Below are 17,203 nucleotides of genomic sequence, written 5' to 3'. Positions count from 1 at the left end.
GCTTATCAACGCGAACCCACGCGGATGTGACGCTTCCGCTCAGATAAGACGAGACAGGTATTATGGCAGGTCCCCGCCCCATCCTCGTAGTTGATGACGACGACACACTCCGGCAGTTGCTGGCAGAACAGCTCCAGCACGGTGGCGAACTTGAGACGATTGAAGCGACTTCTGTCGCGACTGCTCGGGAACTGCTGAAGAAGCCGGGGGCACGCTATGATGCGATGCTGCTGGACATCACCCTTCCAGATGGGGATGGACGCGATTTCTGTGCGGAGTTGCGTCGTGAGGGCGTTCGCATGCCAATCATCATCCTGACCGGCTCAGATGATGAAAGCGATATTGTTCGCGGCCTGGATGCCGGTGCCAATGATTACGTGGCCAAGCCTTTCCGGATTGGCGAACTTCTGGCCCGACTTCGCGCACAGCTCCGGATTTTTGAAAACAGCGAAGATGCTGTTTTTGAAATCGGGCCTTATGCGTTCCGTCCCTCCGCAAAACTCCTCGTCGAGACCGCGCGTAACCGCCGGATCCGTCTGACGGAAAAGGAAGCAGCGATCCTGAAGTATCTGTATCGTGCAGGGCATCGCCCCGTGGCACGCCAGGTTCTTCTGAACGAGGTTTGGGGCTACAACGCAGCCGTCACGACCCATACGCTTGAAACGCATATCTATCGTCTGCGTCAGAAGATCGAGCCGGATCCGACCAAGACATCCCTGCTCATCACGGAAGGGGGCGGTTATCGCCTTGATCCAGAGGGCAAAACAGTCGCTACAGCGGAATCACTCCCGGCCTGAAGCCGGGAGCAAGCCGGTCAGGCTGGATCAAAATCCAGCACGACCGGCACATGATCTGACGGGCTTTCCCAGTCCCGCACATCCCGACGAATACGGATATCCCGTAATCCCGGCATCAGGTCAGGCGTCATCCAGACATGGTCAAGACGACGCCCACGGTCAGACTTTTTCCAGTCTTTGTTCCGATAAGACCACCACGTATAGAGCTTGGTCGGTTCAGGCGTGATACGCCGCATGGCGTCCTGAAAACCTGTCGCCATCCAGGCATTGAGCCGTTCTGTCTCCGGCGGTGTGTGGCTGACGATCTTCAGAAGCTGACGGTGGCTCCAGACATCATGCTCCAGTGGCGCAATATTAAGGTCTCCGACCACGATACTGCGGGCAGGGGGCGTCTCCGAAAACCAGGCAGCAGCTTCTTCCACGAAGGCAAGTTTGTGGGCGAACTTCTCGTTTTCTTCCGGATCAGGAATGTCACCGCCGGCCGGAACGTAGAAATCATGCAGCAGAACCGGACCGCCAGGGGTCTCGACGGAGGCCGCGATATGCCGACAATCCTCGCGGTTACACCAGTTCGGGGTATTCGCAACGGACGTCAGGGGTAGGCGCGAAAGAATCGCAACCCCGTTGTAACCCTTCATGCCGCGATAGAGCTGATAGGGCAGTCCGAGCGCAGTTAGCGCTTCAGCCGGAAAGAGCGGATCGGGAACTTTCGTCTCCTGAAGGCAGACGATGTCCGGATTTTCCTCCTCGACCAGCTTCTGCAAAAGGGGCAGTCGAAGCCGGAGGGAGTTGATGTTCCATGTAATCAGACGCATCACCTCTGGATCGACTGAATTGCCCTCTTTGACAAGCACCTCTTGCGTCAAGAAAGCCTCCACCCGATCTAGGACGGATCATGACTGACCTTCACGACACGCTTCTCACTTTCGATACTCATATCGACATTCCCTGGCCCGACATGAACGATGCCTGGTCTTCGGATAACCCGCGAAAAGTGGATGTTCGGAAGTGCCATCAGGGCAAACTGCGATCCGTCTGCCTTGCAGCCTACATTCCACAAGGGCCACGCGACGAGGTGGGCCATGAAGAGGCCTGGGAGCGTGTGCAGGCCATGCTGAAGGTCATTAATTCTCTGGGAGGAGAGCAGGACGGGCTGGCGGCTCGTGTCTGCCGGACAGCTCAGGATGTTCGTTCAGCCTTCAAAAACAATGCTCTCGCCATCGTACCCGCCATTGAGAATGCTCATGCCCTTGGTGGTGTCCCCGCCCGAATCGGCCAGTTGGCCCGGGACTATGGCGTTCGATATATGACGCTGACCCATAACGGGCATAATGTGCTGGCGGATGCAGCCATTCCTCTCAAAAGCCTGAACGATGTCACCGCGCTTCATGGTGGCCTGTCAGAACTTGGCCGCGAGACAATTCATGAGATGAACCGGCATGGCGTTCTGGTGGATGTGTCGCACACTGCGAAATCTACAATGATGCAGGCGTCCGAACTCTCCACGACACCTGTATTCGCCAGCCATTCCTGCGTCCGCAGTCTATGCGACCACCCCCGCAACCTTGATGACGAACAGCTGGATCGCCTTAAAGAGACTGATGGCCTGATTCAGATTACGGCTATGGGGTCTTTCCTCCGCAAAGGAGGCGGTGGAACCGTCGAAGATCTGGCCCGGCATGTGGCTTACGTTGCCGAGCGCATCGGGGTGAGGCACGTGGGCGTTTCGTCTGACTTCGATGGTGGCGGTGGCATTCCCGGCTGGGAAGACGCAACAGAAACGCGAAACGTGACCCGTGCTCTGGAAGCTGCTGGATTTGGACCGGACGATCTTTCTGCCATCTGGGGTGGTAACATGCTGCGGCTGATGGAAAAGGCCGAACAAGCATCAATTTCAGCCTGAAAATCGCCCTCAGCTCAGTAGAAAAGTTCTCTCAAACGGGAACAGAACGGGACCATGAAGACTTAAAGCGAAGTGCACTCGTCCACCATGCTTTTAAGAGTCAAGAGGTCCCGTTCAACCAAAGCCAAGAATGGGAAAAATTTCTCACCCATCCATGCAACGGAAAGAATTTATAAGTCTTTTCAATTATTTACGTTTAATGATTAAAAAATAGGCAATCTGACGGCAGGGCTTGCAAACCTTGGCCTTCATGATTCTGTCATGGAGCAACCCACAGACTTGTCCACAGGTTCAGTGGATGACTGAAGAACCGGCATGAATGACCTCACGCCCAAGGAGATGAAAACAAGAATGATGGGTGAGGAAGTCCCTGTTCCGACTGTTAAAAAACAGGGCGTGGACGCAATCCGCGAGGCTCTGAAGACCATTCCCTACAGCTCTGGCGTGTATCGGATGCTGGGAGAGAAGGGAGAGGTTCTGTATGTCGGCAAGGCGTTGAGCCTCAAGAAACGCGTGTCGTCCTATACGCGGATCAACCAGCTTCCTGAACGCCTTCGCCGTATGGTGTCCATGACGGTCTCAATGGAGATCGTCATTACCAGAACGGAAGCAGACGCGCTTCTGCTGGAAGCAAACTACATCAAGCGCATGAAGCCGCGCTTCAACATCCTGCTGCGGGACGACAAGAGCTACCCCTGGCTGATGCTGACGGAAAATCACGAGTTCCCGCAGATCACCAAACAGCGTGGCAAGCCGGTTAAAGGTGCGACATACTGGGGGCCGTTTGCTTCGGCCTGGGCTGTGAACCAGACGCTGAACCTTGTGCAGAAGACCTTCCTTCTCCGCTCGTGTTCGGACTCTGTTCTGAACAGCAGGACCCGTCCGTGCCTGCTTTTTCAGATCAAACGCTGCTCCGCACCCTGCGTGGATCGCATTTCCAAGCCTGATTACACGGAACTGGTGATGCAGGCGAAGCAGTTCCTGTCAGGCAAAAATACCGAGCTGCAACAGGAACTGGCGATCGAAATGGAGCGGGCTTCCGAGGCCATGGAATATGAGAAGGCTGCGGCGATCCGCGATCGTATCCGCGGTTTTGCAAGCATCCAGAACTCGGGAATTATCAATCCGGCGTCCATCAATGATGCCGATATCGTAGCGATCTGGCAGGACGCAGGTCAGACCTGCATTCAGGTTTTCTTCATCCGAGGCAGCCGAAATAATGGCAATAGGGCGTTCTATCCCGTCCATGCCGAAGAGGAGGCTCCTGCGGATGTCCTGTCAGCATTCCTGCTGCAGTTCTACGACAACAAACCTCCACCACCGTCCATTCTGGTGAATCATGCCTTGCCAGAACAGAAACTTGTTGAGGAAGCCCTTAGCATCCGGCGTGAGCAGAAGGTTGAAATCTCGTTTCCGCAACGTGGCGAAAAAAAGAATGTCGTCGATCACGCCGCCCTGAACGCGCGCGAAGCCTTGGAACGGAAGCTTGCGGAAAATACGGGCCAGAAAAAGCTTCTTGAAGGTGTAGCGAAGGTTTTCAACCTTCCAGAAACGCCCAAACGTATCGAAACCTATGACAACTCACACATCATGGGGCAGGCGCCTTATGGTGTCATGGTCGTGGGCGGCCCGGAAGGGTTTGAAAAACGATCGTACCGGAAATACGCCATTAAAGGGCCTGTCACTCCCGGGGATGATTTCGGCATGATGCGTGAAGTCATGGAACGTCGTTTTAGCAAGGACAGGGAAGAAGGCGAGAGACCCGAAGACTGGCCGGATCTTCTACTGATTGATGGCGGGCTGGGGCAATTCAATGCAGTCCGCGCGGTCCTGAATGATCTGGGCGTGACGGACATTCCCATCGTGGCGATTGCCAAAGGGCCGGATCGGGACGCGGGCAGAGAATGGTTCTTTACGGAAACCCAGCCCCCATTCCAGCTTCCACCGCGAGACCCGGTTCTTTACTACCTCCAGCGCCTACGCGATGAGGCTCATCGCTTTGCCATCACAACACACAGGGCAGGGCGCTCCAAAGGACTGCGAAAATCAGAACTGGATGACGTTCCGGGAATCGGCGGTGCTCGCAAGAAAGCTCTTCTGAATCACTTTGGCTCTGCAAAAAGTGTGAGACAGGCCAGCCTTGAAGAGCTTGAAACAGCGCCAGGAATCAGTTCAGGCATTGCCAGAGCCATATACGGACATTTTCATCCTGAATGGCTCCGGACGCAAAGCTGACATTTCCGTGAGGATCGAGGCTCCATCTCCTTTTGGCACAAAAAATACACACATCCCGATCAGATTGGCGCATACCGGAACCAGCCAAACTGTTCTAGACTGCGTTCGATGCTCACTGATCTGCCAAATGTCCTGACCCTGCTTCGCATAGCGGCCATTCCAGTTCTGGTCGCTCTGCTAGCCCTGCATTCCGCACTGGGGAATGTAGCAGCCTGTGTTGTCTATACGGCGGCCTGCATCACGGATTATCTGGATGGTGCTCTGGCACGCCGGTGGCAGATGCTGTCCGAACTGGGGCGCATGATGGACCCCATCGCGGACAAGCTCCTGGTAGGAGCCCTGCTACTGGCTTTGGCTGGCCTGACGGTTCTTCCGGTATTCTCGCTCTACGCCGCGATCATTATTATGCTGCGCGAGATCCTTGTGAGCGGTCTGCGTGAATACATGGCTTCCCAGCGGGAAACCCTTCCTTCTACCCGTCTGGCAAAATGGAAGACCGGCATCCAGATGGTCGCCATTGGCTTCCTGATTGGTGGAGACAAGGCCGCTGCCGCTCTTCATCTGTCCTTTCTGCCCGCCACGCTGATTGGTGGTATTTTGCTGTGGATCTCAGTTATTCCAACAGTTCTCAGTGGCTGGGGCTACCTTACAGTTGGCCTTTCCAGAATGATGGCATCTGATCCGCGCAAGTCCTCGAAGATCGTATCCTGATCTGGACTGTGCACGATTATTATTGCAGTTATCATCCCATCATCTGGCGCTTTCACGCAATGATCGCTAAAGGTCAATGATCGACCTTATGGGAGTATGCAATGCGTAAGGCCGCTCTACTGGCATTACCTCTCGCCCTGAGTGGCTGTTCGGGCATGGGCAAGTTTTTGAACGATACAGCTCTGTGGTCAGGCAGCAATCCTAACGCGCCACACGGGGATAGTGAAAACTTGCGTCGTGCTCGCGGGGAAACAGTTGCCTCCACGCCGATCCTTCCGGAAGGCGGCAATATATGGCCTGGCTCTCCTCAGCCTCTGCCAACCCTGAAAGATGTTGAAAACCCCGATAGTGTGTTCAATCGCGCTCTGGGCGATCCTGCGACATATTTCGGCGGCGCCTCAATCGACAAAACCTTTATGGGAGGAATTGCCGGCTCTGGTGCTTTGGGGTCCATGGGACATCAGATGAAACCAGGGGCAAGCATATCGGCTGGAGAAAGTTCGGATACACGTTATGGTGTGTCTCAGGATCGAAGCAACCTCATCCCGGCACTTCCGACAAGCGTTCCAGATAACGCGCCCCATTTCCTGTCAAAAAACCCCGACAAGACAATCATCATTCCAAACGGAGATGGCACAAGTACGCTCATCGCTCCTGACGGAACGGTACGGGTTGTCCGCGGCATTCCAGCTGCCCCGAAACATTAATCTGCATAATGGTTCCTGAAGGCCCTCGCGGACTTACAGGAACCATACACGTTCAATACTGACGGAAGAGCGCTACCAAACGCCCCTGAATGCGAACACGTGACGCCGGAAGAATGCGGGTTTCATAATCCCGGTTGGCAGCTTCAAGAGCGATCGTAGAACCACGCCGACGCAGTTTCTTGAGTGTCACTTCCTGACCATCAATCAAAGCCACGACAATCTGGCCATTATCCGCGAGTTCGCCACGGCGAATGATCGCCATATCTCCGTCCAGAATGCCCGCTTCAATCATGGAATCGCCTGCAACGGTCAGGGCATAATGTTCACCCGTGCCAAGCAGGGAAGAGGGTACCTGAATATGGGTGCTCTCATCCTGAAGAGCCTCAATCGGCAGACCTGCCGCGATACGCCCGTAGAGAGGAATCTGAACACTCACATCTTCGACGGGCGAGCGCGGCGCTTCCGAAAAAGCCCCCTCCATAGCCTGACGGCCACCTTCGACGACTGTCGGCACGAATAGAGCCTGCGCAACAGTGCTCTCGGCATGGGGCGCATCCATTCCCATATGAGGAAGACGCAGAACCTCCAACGCTCGGGCACGATGATGATGCCGACGCAGGAAGCCCCGTTCCTCAAGAGCGGAAATCAAGCGATGAATACCTGATTTGGAGCGGAGCTCGAGCGCATCCTTCATTTCGTCGAAAGAGGGAGAATACCCGGTCCGGCGAAGGTGCTCGTCAATATATAGCAAAAGCTGGTGCTGCTTGCGCGTCAGCATACAGGCGCTCCTGTGCGCCTCGGTGGAGGCATAATCTGGAAACAGGCAGAACACATGACCAACATGTATCTCCCTTTTGTTCTTTATAGGTTCCTCTTTACCGGACCACAAGGACGTCAATGCCCTGAAAACATGAGTTTTAGCGGCTAAAATTGATTATTTTTCCGAAAAAAGACACGTTATCAGCGGATTTTCACGAGAAAGCCTTGACCTGAGACAGACAAATCAGCATGGTGCGCCGAACTAGATCAACCTGCTGCTTTGACACTTGCGAGCGGCATCAGGACGGCGCAAGCCCGAGGGTATCATGGCAAAAACCAACGTTATTCAGATCCGTCTCGTTTCGTCGGCTGACACCGGCTACTTCTATGTCACGAAGAAGAACGCACGTTCTGCTACGGGCAAGATGGAAGTCCGTAAGTATGACCCGGTCGCTCGCAAGCATGTGACCTTCCGCGAAGCCAAGATCAAGTAAGACCTCGCGGATCATACGAGTTTAAAAAGGCGGCCTTACGGTCGCCTTTTTTGTTGCCCCCACAAAAAAGAACCGATTAAGCGGTTCTTTCAAAAACTGACCTCAGAAAAGCTTGTCGTGCGGACTATAGGGCACAACAATATCCCCATTCCGAGTCAGATTCAGCATAGCCCGTGACCGCTCATCGAGAATATCAGCATCAAGTGCCTTCTCTTTCAGAGCCAGCACCCGCCGATGCCAGACAGCCTGCTCATCCTTGGCATCCTGTTGTGCCTGAAGAGCCTGCTGCTGAAGAACGAGCTGATCTTGATACGCGTGAATACCATGCGCTCCGTGCAGAGCGTTCCAGCCAAAATAAGCCGTTAGGGAAAGAAACAGGACTGGCGGCGCAACCGTACGGATGGCGCGCTTGATGAGTCGAAGAGGTCTCACGCGGGGTACAGTCTCCCTTGGCTTTCAAACGTTTTGACAGCCTACCTCAGAGAGACAGAGCGAAACAATCATTCATGTCAAAAGACACCTGATTATTTTCCAAAAAAAACCGGCCCCAAAAGGGGCCGGCTTTCTGGTCAGGCATTTTTGAGAATGCTGCGACCTGCATAACGTGCCGCGCTACCGAGTTGCTGCTCGATACGGATTAGCTGGTTGTACTTGGCCGTACGATCAGAGCGGGAGAGGGAACCCGTCTTGATCTGCCCACAGTTGGTCGCAACAGCCAGATCCGCGATCACAGCGTCTTCCGTCTCACCGGAACGATGGCTCATCACGCAGGTGTAGCCAGCCTTGTGAGCCGTCTCGACAGCTTCCAGCGTTTCCGTCAGCGTGCCAATCTGGTTCACCTTCACGAGCAGGGAATTGGCCGTGCCAGCCTTGATGCCACGACGCAGACGCTCAGGGTTCGTCACGAACAGATCGTCACCGACGAGCTGGAGCTTACCACCCAGACGTGAGGTCAGTTCTGCCCAGCCTTCCCAGTCATCTTCAGCAAGACCGTCTTCGATAGAGACGATTGGATACTTTTTCGTCAGGTCTTCCAGGTAAGAGATCATACCGGAAGAATCGAATTCCTTGCCTTCACCCTTCAGGTTGTAGCGGCCGTCGGCATAGAACTCAGTCGCAGCGCAATCAAGCGCAAACGTGACATCATCACCCGGACGATAACCCGCAGCCTCAACAGACTTCGTGATGAAGCTCAGAGCTTCGTCAGCAGACTTCAGGCCCGGAGCAAAACCACCTTCGTCACCCACATTCGTGTTGTGACCAGCAGCAGACAGACCCTTCTTCAGCGCTGTGAAGATCTCAGAACCCATGCGTACGGCATCAGCGATCGTTGGCGCACCAACCGGCTGGATCATGAATTCCTGAATGTCGATCGGGTTATCTGCGTGCTCACCACCGTTGACGATGTTCATCATCGGAACGGGCAGGGTGTGTGCAAAAACGCCACCGACATAACGGTAAAGCGGCAGCTCCAGCTCTTCGGCTGTCGCCTTGGCAACCGCAAGGGAAACACCAAGGATGGCGTTCGCACCGATGCGGGACTTGTTCGGCGTGCCATCCAGTTCGATCATCGCGTTATCGATGGCGATCTGGTCTTCAGATTCGGCGCCCTGCAGCACTTCAAGGATTTCGTCTTCAACGAACCCACAGGCCTTCAGAACACCCTTGCCGTTGTAGCGGGACTTGTCCCCGTCACGCAGCTCGACAGCTTCGTGGGCGCCAGTAGAAGCACCAGAGGGAACGGCGGCACGACCGCGGGCACCAGACGACAGCTCAACCTCAACCTCAACGGTCGGGTTACCACGGCTGTCCAGGATCTCGCGGGCAGTGATATCAACAATGGCGCTCAATGGAAGCTCTCCTGGATATGCGTGAACCGGGTGTGGCTCATAACCGTTCGGGACGGATCACCGTTTCGTCTCAAAATCAGAACATAAGGTCAATCGACGACATGCGTCTTCCTTTTCTCGCCCTGATCCTTGGCCTCGCGGGACTCCTCCCGTTCTTGACGCTGGGAGGCTGGATTTTTCTGGCAGGGCTCTTCTCCCCACTGCCGCATCTGACGGTCATTCTTCTGGCGTACGGCGCATGTATCCTGTCCTTTTTAGGAGCTGTCCACTGGGGACTGGCCATGGAACGACCTGACATCATCACAGTTCAGGGAACGGCAGATCGTGATCGTCAGAGACTCCTGCTGGGAGTCTGCCCTGCGCTCTGGGCATGGCTTTCACTGTGCATCGGACTGCTTGGCGGTCTGCGTGCCGGATACCTGCTGGAAGTCATCGGCTTCATTTCCACATTCGCTGTGGAAAGGGTGGCCTGGAAGCATGGCGCGCTGCCACCCGGTTACATGCCCTTGCGGGCCGTTCTGACAGTAGGGGCCGTCATAAGTCTCCTTATGGCAGCCCTCGCACCGTTGCAGAACTATACGCTGTAAGACTTCGCCAGCGCGTCGAAGGCCTTCAGGCGCGTCAGAAGGCTCTGCATTTCCGAAAGCGGAACCATGGTGGGGCCATCGCTCGGGGCGTTGTCAGGGTCCTGATGCGTCTCAATAAAGACAGCGGCAACACCGATCGACAACGCAGCCCGGGCGAGGGGTTCAACGAACTCCCGCTGCCCACCTGTCGAAGCCCCTAGACCTCCTGGCTGCTGGACCGAGTGCGTGGCATCAAAAACAACGGGATAACCCGTCTGCGCCATGATCGGCAGTCCACGCATGTCGCTGACGAGCGTGTTGTATCCAAAGCTCGTTCCGCGGTCACAGAGCATGATGCGCTCATTCCCCGTCGAAGCCAGCTTGGCCGCAACGTTGGCCATGTCCCAGGGAGCCAGAAATTGGCCCTTCTTGACGTTGATGGCTCGGCCCGTCTGACCCGCAGCAAGGAGCAGGTCCGTCTGCCGACACAGGAAAGCAGGGATCTGCAAAACATCCACTGCCTGTGCCGCGATAGCGCACTGCTCGGCAGAATGAACGTCAGTCAGAACCGGAACATTAAAGCGCTCACGGATAGAGGCCAAAATATCCAGCCCCTTTTCCATACCTACTCCGCGCGCCGCATTAACGGAGCTGCGGTTCGCCTTGTCGTAGCTGCTCTTATAGATCAGCCCAATGCCAAGCTCCCGACAGATCGTGGAGAGGGCATCTGCCATCTCCACTGCGTGGTCCCGGGACTCGATCTGGCACGGCCCTGAAATCAGGGTGAACGGCCGGTCCTGACCAATCTCGAGTTCCCCGACGCGAAAGCTCACTTGCTTTCCGTCCGCTTACGGGCTGCACCGATGAAGCCTGCAAAGAGAGGGTGCGGATCAAACGGTTTGGAGAGCAGTTCCGGATGGTACTGCACGCCGATGAACCATGGATGATCCGGATATTCTACAACTTCTGGCAGAACGCCGTCCGGAGACATGCCGGAGAAACGCAGACCCGTCTTTTCCAGACGATCCTTGTAATGCAGGTTCACTTCCCAACGGTGACGATGACGTTCCCGCACTTCCGTCTTGCCGTAGATTTCAGCAACGCGGGAGCCCGGAGCCAGTTTGGCAGGGAAGGCGCCCAGGCGCATTGTGCCACCAAGGTCTCCACCTTCGCGACGACGCATCAGTTCGTTGCCGTTAGCCCATTCCGTCATGAGGCCAACCAGCGGTTCGCTCGTCGGGCCAAATTCCGTGGAAGAGGCCTTGGGCAGACCAGCAAGCGAACGCGCGCATTCGATGACAGCCATCTGCATACCGAAGCAGATCCCAAGGAACGGGATACCGTTTTCACGGGCATAGCGAACGGCCTGGACCTTACCTTCCGCACCGCGCTCACCAAAGCCGCCCGGCACCAGAATGGCATCTGCATCCTTTAGGCGCTCGGCAATGTCAGCCGTCTTTTCGAATTCTTCCGATTCGATCCAGTCGAGCTTTACACGGACATTGTTCGCGATCCCGCCATGCAGCAGGGCTTCGGCCAGCGACTTGTAGCTGTCCAGCAGGGCCGTGTACTTGCCTACGACAGCAACATTCACTTCGCCCTCAGGCTCGCGAATCGCATGGACGATCTTTTCCCAGCGGGTCAGATCCGGTGAGCCTTCGAACGGCAGACCGAAATAGCGCAGGACTTCGCGGTCCATGCCTTCATTGTGGTAGGAGATTGGGCACGCATAGATCGTGTCCACATCCAGTGCCGCAATCACAGCTTCCGGGCGCACGTTACAGAAATTCGCGATCTTGCGACGTTCGTTTTCCGGAATCGGACGATCCGAACGGCACAGCAGAACCTGAGGCTGAATACCAACATTCTGCAGTTCCTTGACGGAATGCTGCGTCGGCTTCGTCTTCAGTTCGCCCGCTGAGGGAATATACGGCAGCAGCGTCAGGTGAACGCACATGGTCTGGTTATGGCCCAGATCATTGCGAAGCTGACGAATGGCTTCAAGGAAAGGCAGGCTCTCGATGTCGCCAACCGTTCCACCGATTTCCACCAGAACAAAATCATAGTCTTCCGTACCAGCCACCACGACGTCCTTAATTGCGTCCGTGATGTGCGGAATGACCTGAACGGTTCCGCCAAGATAGTCGCCGCGACGTTCGCGGGCGATGACATCAGAATAGATACGGCCTGTCGTGGTATTGTCAGCACGGCGGGCGTGGACGCCCGTAAAGCGCTCATAATGACCGAGATCGAGGTCTGTTTCAGCCCCGTCATCGGTGATGAACACTTCACCATGCTGATACGGGCTCATCGTGCCCGGATCCACATTCAGGTAGGGGTCCAGCTTGCGCATGCGGACCTTGTAGCCGCGTGCCTGGAGGAGAGCAGCAAGAGCCGCAGAAGCGATGCCCTTGCCGAGAGAAGATACCACACCGCCGGTGATGAATACGAAGCGCGTCATGGGCGCTCCTCATACACCGAAGGTGGGGGCGAGGGGAAGCGTCGAGATGCTTCCCGACTCAGTTAGTGAGCAGGCGTCTCGGCAGGAGCCGGAGCGGCAGGGGTTGCTGGAGCAGCAGGAGCTGTTGTTGCGGCGGCCGGAGCCGGCGGATCAGCAAGAATGTCATGGCCTCCGACGCCAGAGGAGGCGCCACGATTCAGAAGGGCCAGAACAAGGCAAAGCAGCATAAAAACGCCAGCCAGAACAGAGGTCGCGCGCGTCAGAAGCGTTGCCGTTCCACGGCCGGTCATGAAAGAGCCCATGCCCTGGCTACTGCCGATACCAAGGCCGCCGCCTTCGCTACGCTGGATCAGGATCGTACCGATCAGGGCCAGTGTGACCAGCAGATTGATGACAAGCAGGAAAGTGGTCATGAACGATAGGGTCCGGACAATGGTTGGGAGGACAGGCGGAGCGATGCGGCTTCAGCAATGCGCAGGAAGCTTTTCGCGTCCAGGCTCGCACTGCCAACCAGCACTCCGCCCAGCACCCCGATGGAAAGAATGGTCGGCGCCTGGGCCGGTGTTACGGAGCCGCCATACAGGATTGGCACGCGAATGTCATCCATCTTGAGGCGGGACTGCAACAATCCGCGTAGAAGAAACAGCGTTCGCTCCAGTTCATCACGGGACGGCGTAACGCCACTCCCGATAGCCCAGACGGGCTCGTAAGCCAGAACGCCGTTGAAATTATCAGTCAGAGATCCATCGATCTGGCTGGCCAGAACAGTCGCCGCACGCCCGTCCTGACGCTCGACCATGGTTTCTCCAATACAGACAACCGGCACCAGTCCAGTAGCTTCAGCTGCCTGCACCTTGAGACGAATGAGAGCGTCCGTTTCCCCACAGTTCTGGCGCCGCTCGGAATGTCCCAGCAAAACGTACTTAACACCAACATCAGCCAGCATATCCGCTGAAATCTCGCCGGTGTGTGCGCCTGACGAGGCGGTGTGGCAATCCTGCGCACCTAACTGAAGCTTTGAATCAGTGCCAACTGTTTCAAGAATATCAGACACGCGCTCCAGCTGGGTGAAGGGCGGACAGATAACCAGTTTGACGTCGTCAGGCAGGAAGCGTGCGCCTTCGGCTACGGCAGTTGCAAGCTGTACGGTCTGTTCCCGCAAGCCATTCATCTTCCAGTTACCGATTACGAGTTTCGGCGATACGTCCATGCTTCCTCCTGAGGGTGAGCCGTCCGCTTACTGGTCAAGCGCGGCTCACGACATTATGGTGCCGCAAGTTTAGCGGGCCTTCCACGCCTGCACCATCCCGCCATCCGGATCCGTCCTGACCCTATGATTACCACACTACGCCATCTTCTCGTTGACTCCTGGGCCGGCCGTGCCGCCGCAATCCTGATCTTCCTGGCCTTTATCGGGTGGGGCGTAGGGGATGTTTACTCCAATATGGGGACCAGTGGCTCCAACACGATTGTGCAGGTCGGTAGCCGCAGCATCACGCCAGACGATCTGGCACGGGCGCTCTCCACCCAACTGCCAGCCGCAGCGCAGCAGATGGGTCTGGCGGATGCTTCCCATCTTCCCGATGGCACCAAGCAGCAGATCGCCCGTCAGGTTCTTCACAATCTCGTGATCCAGAACGAAGTTCAGCTTGCTGGTGAACGGGCAGGGATGAATGTACCCGATGAACTGATCCGCAAGGAAATCTTCGCGATCCCAGCCTTTCATAATGCTGCGGGCCAGTTCGATCGCACGATGCTGAATGACCGCCTGACGCGCATCGGTATTACTGAAAAGCGTCTGATCCAGATGATTCGCGAGGACATCATTTCCCGCGGACTGCTTCAGGGCATGGGCGCATCCGTACAGGCACCGACGTCCCTGATGGATCGTCTCTTTGCGTTTGATGCAGACCAGCGCGTTCTGGATGTTCTGCGCGTACCGTTCACGGCTGGTACGGTTACTGCTGCACCGACAGACGAACAGCTTCACCGCTATTACGACAATCACCCGCAGGATTTCCGCACTACGGAATACCGTCATGCCAAGATGGTTGTGATGACGGCAGACAGCGTTGCCAAGACGATCGAAGTTCCGGATGACGTCCTGCACAAGCTGTATGATTTCCAGGCCCGGACCTACAACGTTCCTGAAACCCGGACGCTTCAGGTTCTGACCTTCCAGGACGAGGCAAAAGCCAACGCTGCCGCAACGGCATGGCGCAATACAAACGCATGGGACGCTATCCAGAAGGCCTATCCGGACGCGGCAGCAGTCGCTCTTCCGCATGTGCGCCAGAGTGACATCCCGAGCCCGGAGCTGGCCAAGCTCACATTTGCAGCCCAGGCAAACCAGATCACTGGCCCGACCAAAACGGCAGCAGGCTGGGTGGTCTTCAACATCACCGATGTTGTCGCACCGCATCAGACAAGCTTCGAACAGGCAAAGAACGATCTGCGCGATCAGGTCCAGAAACAGGAAGCCCCGCAGGCTCTTCAGGCGCGCCTTGCACAGTTTCAGGACGCGATTGCAGGCTCAACGACGCTTGAAAAAATTCCGTCCAATCTTGGTGCGGTTCCGGCGGCAGGTTCCCTTGATGCCCGTGGCATGACGCAGGACGGCGTACCTGCTCCGATCCCGGGCGATGCCAATCTGCGTCAGTCCATCATTCAGCACATCTTCTCCCAGAAGAAGGATGCACAACCGGTTGTTGTGAATGGTCCAGATGGCTCTGCATTTGCAGTTGCCGTTGACGAAGTTCATCCGGGCACTCTGCGTCCCTTCACGGAAGTCCGCGATCAGGTCGTTCAGGCCTGGACCGCAGACCAGCAGCGTCATGCCGCTGATGCACGCGTCACGGCTCTGTTCACGGAAGCCAAGAAGGGTACGCTGGCCAAGGCTCTGGACAACCAGCCCGAGGCAGTAAACCTACGCAAGAACGTTGCCGTTTCCCGCGTTCATCCCGACCAGTCCCTGCCGCAGAATGTTCTGCGGGCTGCCTTCGGTCTAAAGGTTGGCGCAACCGGCATGTATGAAGGCCCGGATGCGTTCTGGCTGGTCAACGTGACGGCGCAGAAGCCAGGCGATGCCGGTGACAGCCAGTCTCTGCGCCACGATCTGGACACTCAGTATGTTCAATCCCTGCAGGCTGACATCCCGATGGCTCTGGACGCAGCACTGGAAAAGACCGTTCCCGTCTCACACATGAACATGAACCTGTTCAATCAGGTGGTGGCCTCGACATCCCCGGCGGCCGCTAACGGAGCGCAGTGATGCCGATTGTTCACAGTATCGAAGCCGCAGACCTCCTGACCCCGGTTTCAGCCTATCTGCGCCTGTCCCGTCTTTCCGACGATCCTTACCGGATGTTACTGGAAAGCGTGGAAGGTGGCGCAGCGAGGGGCCGTTATTCCGTAATTGCCCTTCTGCCTGATCTGGTCTGGAAGTGCCGGAACGGGGAGGTGACCCTTGATGGAACACCTCTTCAGGGCAAACCGCTGGAGACGCTGAAGGACATCATCGACCAGAGCCAGATGGACCTCCCAGTCGATATGCCTCCCATGATCGGCGGCGTATTTGGCGTGCTGGGCTATGACATGGTTCGCCAGATGGAAGTCCTGCCCAACGCTCCCGTCAATGATCTGGATCTGCCGGAAGGCATCATGATCCGACCCCAGCTTTTCGCCGTATTTGATTCGGTCCGTGATGAGTTGACGCTCGCGGTGCCAGTCCGTGGCGCCATGACAACCGCAGAAGCTCATGCCCTGCTGGATCGGGCGCGGGCTGCCCTGGCTGCCCCTCTGGAAGATGCAACGGAAACGCTGCCTGCGGGCACCGAACTTGCTCCCCCATCCTCCAACGTAACGCAGGAGCAGTTCGAAGCGAATGTCCGAACCGCGCAGGATTACATCGCGGCCGGTGACGCATTCCAGATCGTTCCAAGCCAGCGCTTCACAACGCCATTCCCGCTGTCTCCGCTTGCGCTGTACCGAAGCCTCCGGCGCATTAACCCGGCTCCGTTCCTGTTCCTGATGGAACTGGAAGATTACGCACTGGTCGGTTCCTCACCGGAAATTCTCGTCCGTCTGCGGGCAGGGGAAGTCACGGTCCGCCCCCTCGCTGGCACCCGTCCACGTGGCAACGACCGGGCACATGATCTGGAGCTTGAGAAAGAGCTACTCGCGGATCAGAAGGAACTCGCCGAGCATCTCATGCTCATTGATCTGGGACGGAATGACGTGGGCCGCGTCTCGGAACTCGGGACCGTTCAGGTGCCCGATCAGTTCGTCATCGAGCGTTACAGTCACGTCATGCACATTTCTTCGACAGTCACGGGGCAGATCAAGGCTGGCAAGACCGCCATGGATGCGCTTGTTGCTGCCTTCCCGGCCGGAACGCTGACAGGCGCGCCCAAAATCCGTGCCATGGAAATCATCGACGAACTGGAGCCAACCCGCCGCGGGCCGTATTCCGGTTGCGTTGGATATTTTGGTGCGGATGGGGAAATGGATACCTGCATCGGGCTACGGATGGCCGTTCTGAAGAATGGCCAGATGTATGTTCAGGCAGGCTGCGGCGTCGTGGCGGACAGTGATCCGAACTCGGAATTCCGCGAAACGCAGGCAAAGGCGAGAGCACTTTTCCGGGCCGCGGAAGTCGCTGTCTCCAACGCAGCAAAATCCTGAAACAATGTTGCATTTGACGTAACGAAACGTGAAGGCC

The 17,203-nt window shown here is 56.6% G+C and carries 17 protein-coding genes; 9 read left to right on the top strand and 8 right to left on the bottom strand.

The window, feature by feature from the left end; genetic code table 11:
* Positions 1 to 62: 62 nt before the first annotated feature.
* A complete protein-coding gene (locus tag HKD32_RS08095; protein WP_010501781.1) occupies positions 63 to 797 on the top strand; it encodes a response regulator transcription factor in 735 nt (244 codons plus the stop codon).
* Positions 798 to 814: 17 nt separating this feature from the next.
* On the opposite strand, the gene HKD32_RS08090 is transcribed toward HKD32_RS08095, so the two are convergent.
* On the bottom strand, positions 815 to 1,612 hold the full coding sequence (locus HKD32_RS08090; RefSeq protein ID WP_061931119.1) for an exodeoxyribonuclease III: 798 nt from the start codon (positions 1,610 to 1,612) through the stop codon (positions 815 to 817).
* 80 nt (positions 1,613 to 1,692) lie between these two features.
* Between HKD32_RS08090 and HKD32_RS08085 the strand changes: the two genes are divergently transcribed.
* The 4 genes from HKD32_RS08085 (at position 1,693) to HKD32_RS08070 (ending at position 6,353) form a co-directional block, all read left to right on the top strand.
* Complete coding sequence (locus tag HKD32_RS08085; RefSeq protein ID WP_061931061.1) at positions 1,693 to 2,700, top strand: dipeptidase; 1,008 nt, start codon at positions 1,693 to 1,695, stop codon at positions 2,698 to 2,700.
* A gap of 315 nt (positions 2,701 to 3,015) precedes the next feature.
* Entirely contained in the window at positions 3,016 to 4,935 is a 1,920-nt protein-coding gene (uvrC, locus tag HKD32_RS08080; protein ID WP_061931064.1) for an excinuclease ABC subunit UvrC, read from the top strand.
* Positions 4,936 to 5,043: 108 nt separating this feature from the next.
* Complete coding sequence (gene pgsA, locus HKD32_RS08075) at positions 5,044 to 5,646, top strand: CDP-diacylglycerol--glycerol-3-phosphate 3-phosphatidyltransferase (protein ID WP_010501774.1); 603 nt, start codon at positions 5,044 to 5,046, stop codon at positions 5,644 to 5,646.
* 101 nt (positions 5,647 to 5,747) lie between these two features.
* On the top strand, positions 5,748 to 6,353 hold the full coding sequence (locus tag HKD32_RS08070) for a hypothetical protein (RefSeq protein ID WP_061932936.1): 606 nt from the start codon (positions 5,748 to 5,750) through the stop codon (positions 6,351 to 6,353).
* A 52-nt stretch (positions 6,354 to 6,405) separates the two neighbouring features.
* Here HKD32_RS08070 and lexA read toward each other — a convergent pair whose 3' ends face one another.
* Complete coding sequence (gene lexA / locus HKD32_RS08065) at positions 6,406 to 7,131, bottom strand: transcriptional repressor LexA (protein WP_061932938.1); 726 nt, start codon at positions 7,129 to 7,131, stop codon at positions 6,406 to 6,408.
* 307 nt (positions 7,132 to 7,438) lie between these two features.
* Between lexA and rpmG the strand changes: the two genes are divergently transcribed.
* Positions 7,439 to 7,606, top strand: a complete 168-nt coding sequence (gene rpmG, locus HKD32_RS08060; protein ID WP_007281888.1) for a 50S ribosomal protein L33 — start codon at positions 7,439 to 7,441, stop codon at positions 7,604 to 7,606.
* Between the two features lie 102 nt (positions 7,607 to 7,708).
* Here the strand turns inward: rpmG and HKD32_RS08055 are convergent, their stop codons facing one another.
* Together HKD32_RS08055 and eno are read right to left on the bottom strand one after the other, a co-directional pair.
* Positions 7,709 to 8,038, bottom strand: a complete 330-nt coding sequence (locus HKD32_RS08055) for an FtsB family cell division protein (RefSeq protein ID WP_061932940.1) — start codon at positions 8,036 to 8,038, stop codon at positions 7,709 to 7,711.
* Positions 8,039 to 8,175: 137 nt separating this feature from the next.
* On the bottom strand, positions 8,176 to 9,456 hold the full coding sequence (gene eno, locus HKD32_RS08050) for a phosphopyruvate hydratase (protein WP_061932942.1): 1,281 nt from the start codon (positions 9,454 to 9,456) through the stop codon (positions 8,176 to 8,178).
* Between the two features lie 101 nt (positions 9,457 to 9,557).
* Here eno and HKD32_RS08045 point away from each other — a divergent pair, with 101 nt between their 5' ends.
* Positions 9,558 to 10,043, top strand: coding sequence for a DUF3429 domain-containing protein (locus HKD32_RS08045; RefSeq protein WP_228118868.1), 486 nt, complete (start codon positions 9,558 to 9,560; stop codon positions 10,041 to 10,043).
* On the opposite strand, the gene kdsA is transcribed toward HKD32_RS08045, so the two are convergent.
* The 4 genes from kdsA to tpiA form a co-directional block, all read right to left on the bottom strand.
* On the bottom strand, positions 10,031 to 10,855 hold the full coding sequence (gene kdsA, locus HKD32_RS08040) for a 3-deoxy-8-phosphooctulonate synthase (protein WP_061932946.1): 825 nt from the start codon (positions 10,853 to 10,855) through the stop codon (positions 10,031 to 10,033). The two genes, HKD32_RS08045 and kdsA, sit on opposite strands and share 13 nt — an antisense overlap.
* Positions 10,852 to 12,483, bottom strand: coding sequence for a CTP synthase (locus HKD32_RS08035; protein ID WP_015074107.1), 1,632 nt, complete (start codon positions 12,481 to 12,483; stop codon positions 10,852 to 10,854). Before HKD32_RS08035 ends, kdsA begins: the two co-directional genes overlap by 4 nt.
* 62 nt (positions 12,484 to 12,545) lie before the next feature.
* Positions 12,546 to 12,896: a preprotein translocase subunit SecG gene (gene secG, locus HKD32_RS08030; protein ID WP_061510564.1), complete on the bottom strand. Its 351-nt coding sequence runs from the start codon at positions 12,894 to 12,896 to the stop codon at positions 12,546 to 12,548.
* Complete coding sequence (gene tpiA / locus HKD32_RS08025) at positions 12,893 to 13,693, bottom strand: triose-phosphate isomerase (protein WP_061932948.1); 801 nt, start codon at positions 13,691 to 13,693, stop codon at positions 12,893 to 12,895. The genes secG and tpiA overlap by 4 nt, the downstream gene beginning before the upstream one ends.
* 123 nt (positions 13,694 to 13,816) lie before the next feature.
* On the opposite strand from tpiA, the gene HKD32_RS08020 reads away from it, so the two are divergent.
* Entirely contained in the window at positions 13,817 to 15,754 is a 1,938-nt protein-coding gene (locus tag HKD32_RS08020) for a peptidylprolyl isomerase (protein WP_061932950.1), read from the top strand.
* Complete coding sequence (trpE, locus tag HKD32_RS08015; RefSeq protein WP_061932952.1) at positions 15,754 to 17,166, top strand: anthranilate synthase component I; 1,413 nt, start codon at positions 15,754 to 15,756, stop codon at positions 17,164 to 17,166. Before HKD32_RS08020 ends, trpE begins: the two co-directional genes overlap by 1 nt.
* Positions 17,167 to 17,203: the final 37 nt, after the last annotated feature.

Source organism: Gluconobacter japonicus, assembly GCF_015244665.1.
Classification (GTDB): Bacteria; Pseudomonadota; Alphaproteobacteria; order Acetobacterales; family Acetobacteraceae; genus Gluconobacter; species Gluconobacter japonicus.
Note: the sequence above shows the minus strand (reverse complement) of the source record. Positions and strands in the feature narration are given on the sequence as shown.

Bases quoted from the DNA above. Each gene is read 5' to 3' on its own strand.
- HKD32_RS08095 (WP_010501781.1), top strand. From the start codon at position 63: ATGGCAGGTCCCCGCCCCATCCTCGTAGTTGATGACGACGACACACTC.
- HKD32_RS08090 (WP_061931119.1), bottom strand. From the start codon at position 1,612: ATGCGTCTGATTACATGGAACATCAACTCCCTCCGGCTTCGACTGCCC.
- HKD32_RS08085 (WP_061931061.1), top strand. From the start codon at position 1,693: ATGACTGACCTTCACGACACGCTTCTCACTTTCGATACTCATATCGAC.
- uvrC (WP_061931064.1), top strand. From the start codon at position 3,016: ATGAATGACCTCACGCCCAAGGAGATGAAAACAAGAATGATGGGTGAG.
- pgsA (WP_010501774.1), top strand. From the start codon at position 5,044: ATGCTCACTGATCTGCCAAATGTCCTGACCCTGCTTCGCATAGCGGCC.
- HKD32_RS08070 (WP_061932936.1), top strand. From the start codon at position 5,748: ATGCGTAAGGCCGCTCTACTGGCATTACCTCTCGCCCTGAGTGGCTGT.
- lexA (WP_061932938.1), bottom strand. From the start codon at position 7,131: ATGCTGACGCGCAAGCAGCACCAGCTTTTGCTATATATTGACGAGCAC.
- rpmG (WP_007281888.1), top strand. From the start codon at position 7,439: ATGGCAAAAACCAACGTTATTCAGATCCGTCTCGTTTCGTCGGCTGAC.
- HKD32_RS08045 (WP_228118868.1), top strand. From the start codon at position 9,558: ATGCGTCTTCCTTTTCTCGCCCTGATCCTTGGCCTCGCGGGACTCCTC.
- HKD32_RS08035 (WP_015074107.1), bottom strand. From the start codon at position 12,483: ATGACGCGCTTCGTATTCATCACCGGCGGTGTGGTATCTTCTCTCGGC.
- secG (WP_061510564.1), bottom strand. From the start codon at position 12,896: ATGACCACTTTCCTGCTTGTCATCAATCTGCTGGTCACACTGGCCCTG.
- tpiA (WP_061932948.1), bottom strand. From the start codon at position 13,693: ATGGACGTATCGCCGAAACTCGTAATCGGTAACTGGAAGATGAATGGC.
- HKD32_RS08020 (WP_061932950.1), top strand. From the start codon at position 13,817: ATGATTACCACACTACGCCATCTTCTCGTTGACTCCTGGGCCGGCCGT.
- trpE (WP_061932952.1), top strand. From the start codon at position 15,754: ATGCCGATTGTTCACAGTATCGAAGCCGCAGACCTCCTGACCCCGGTT.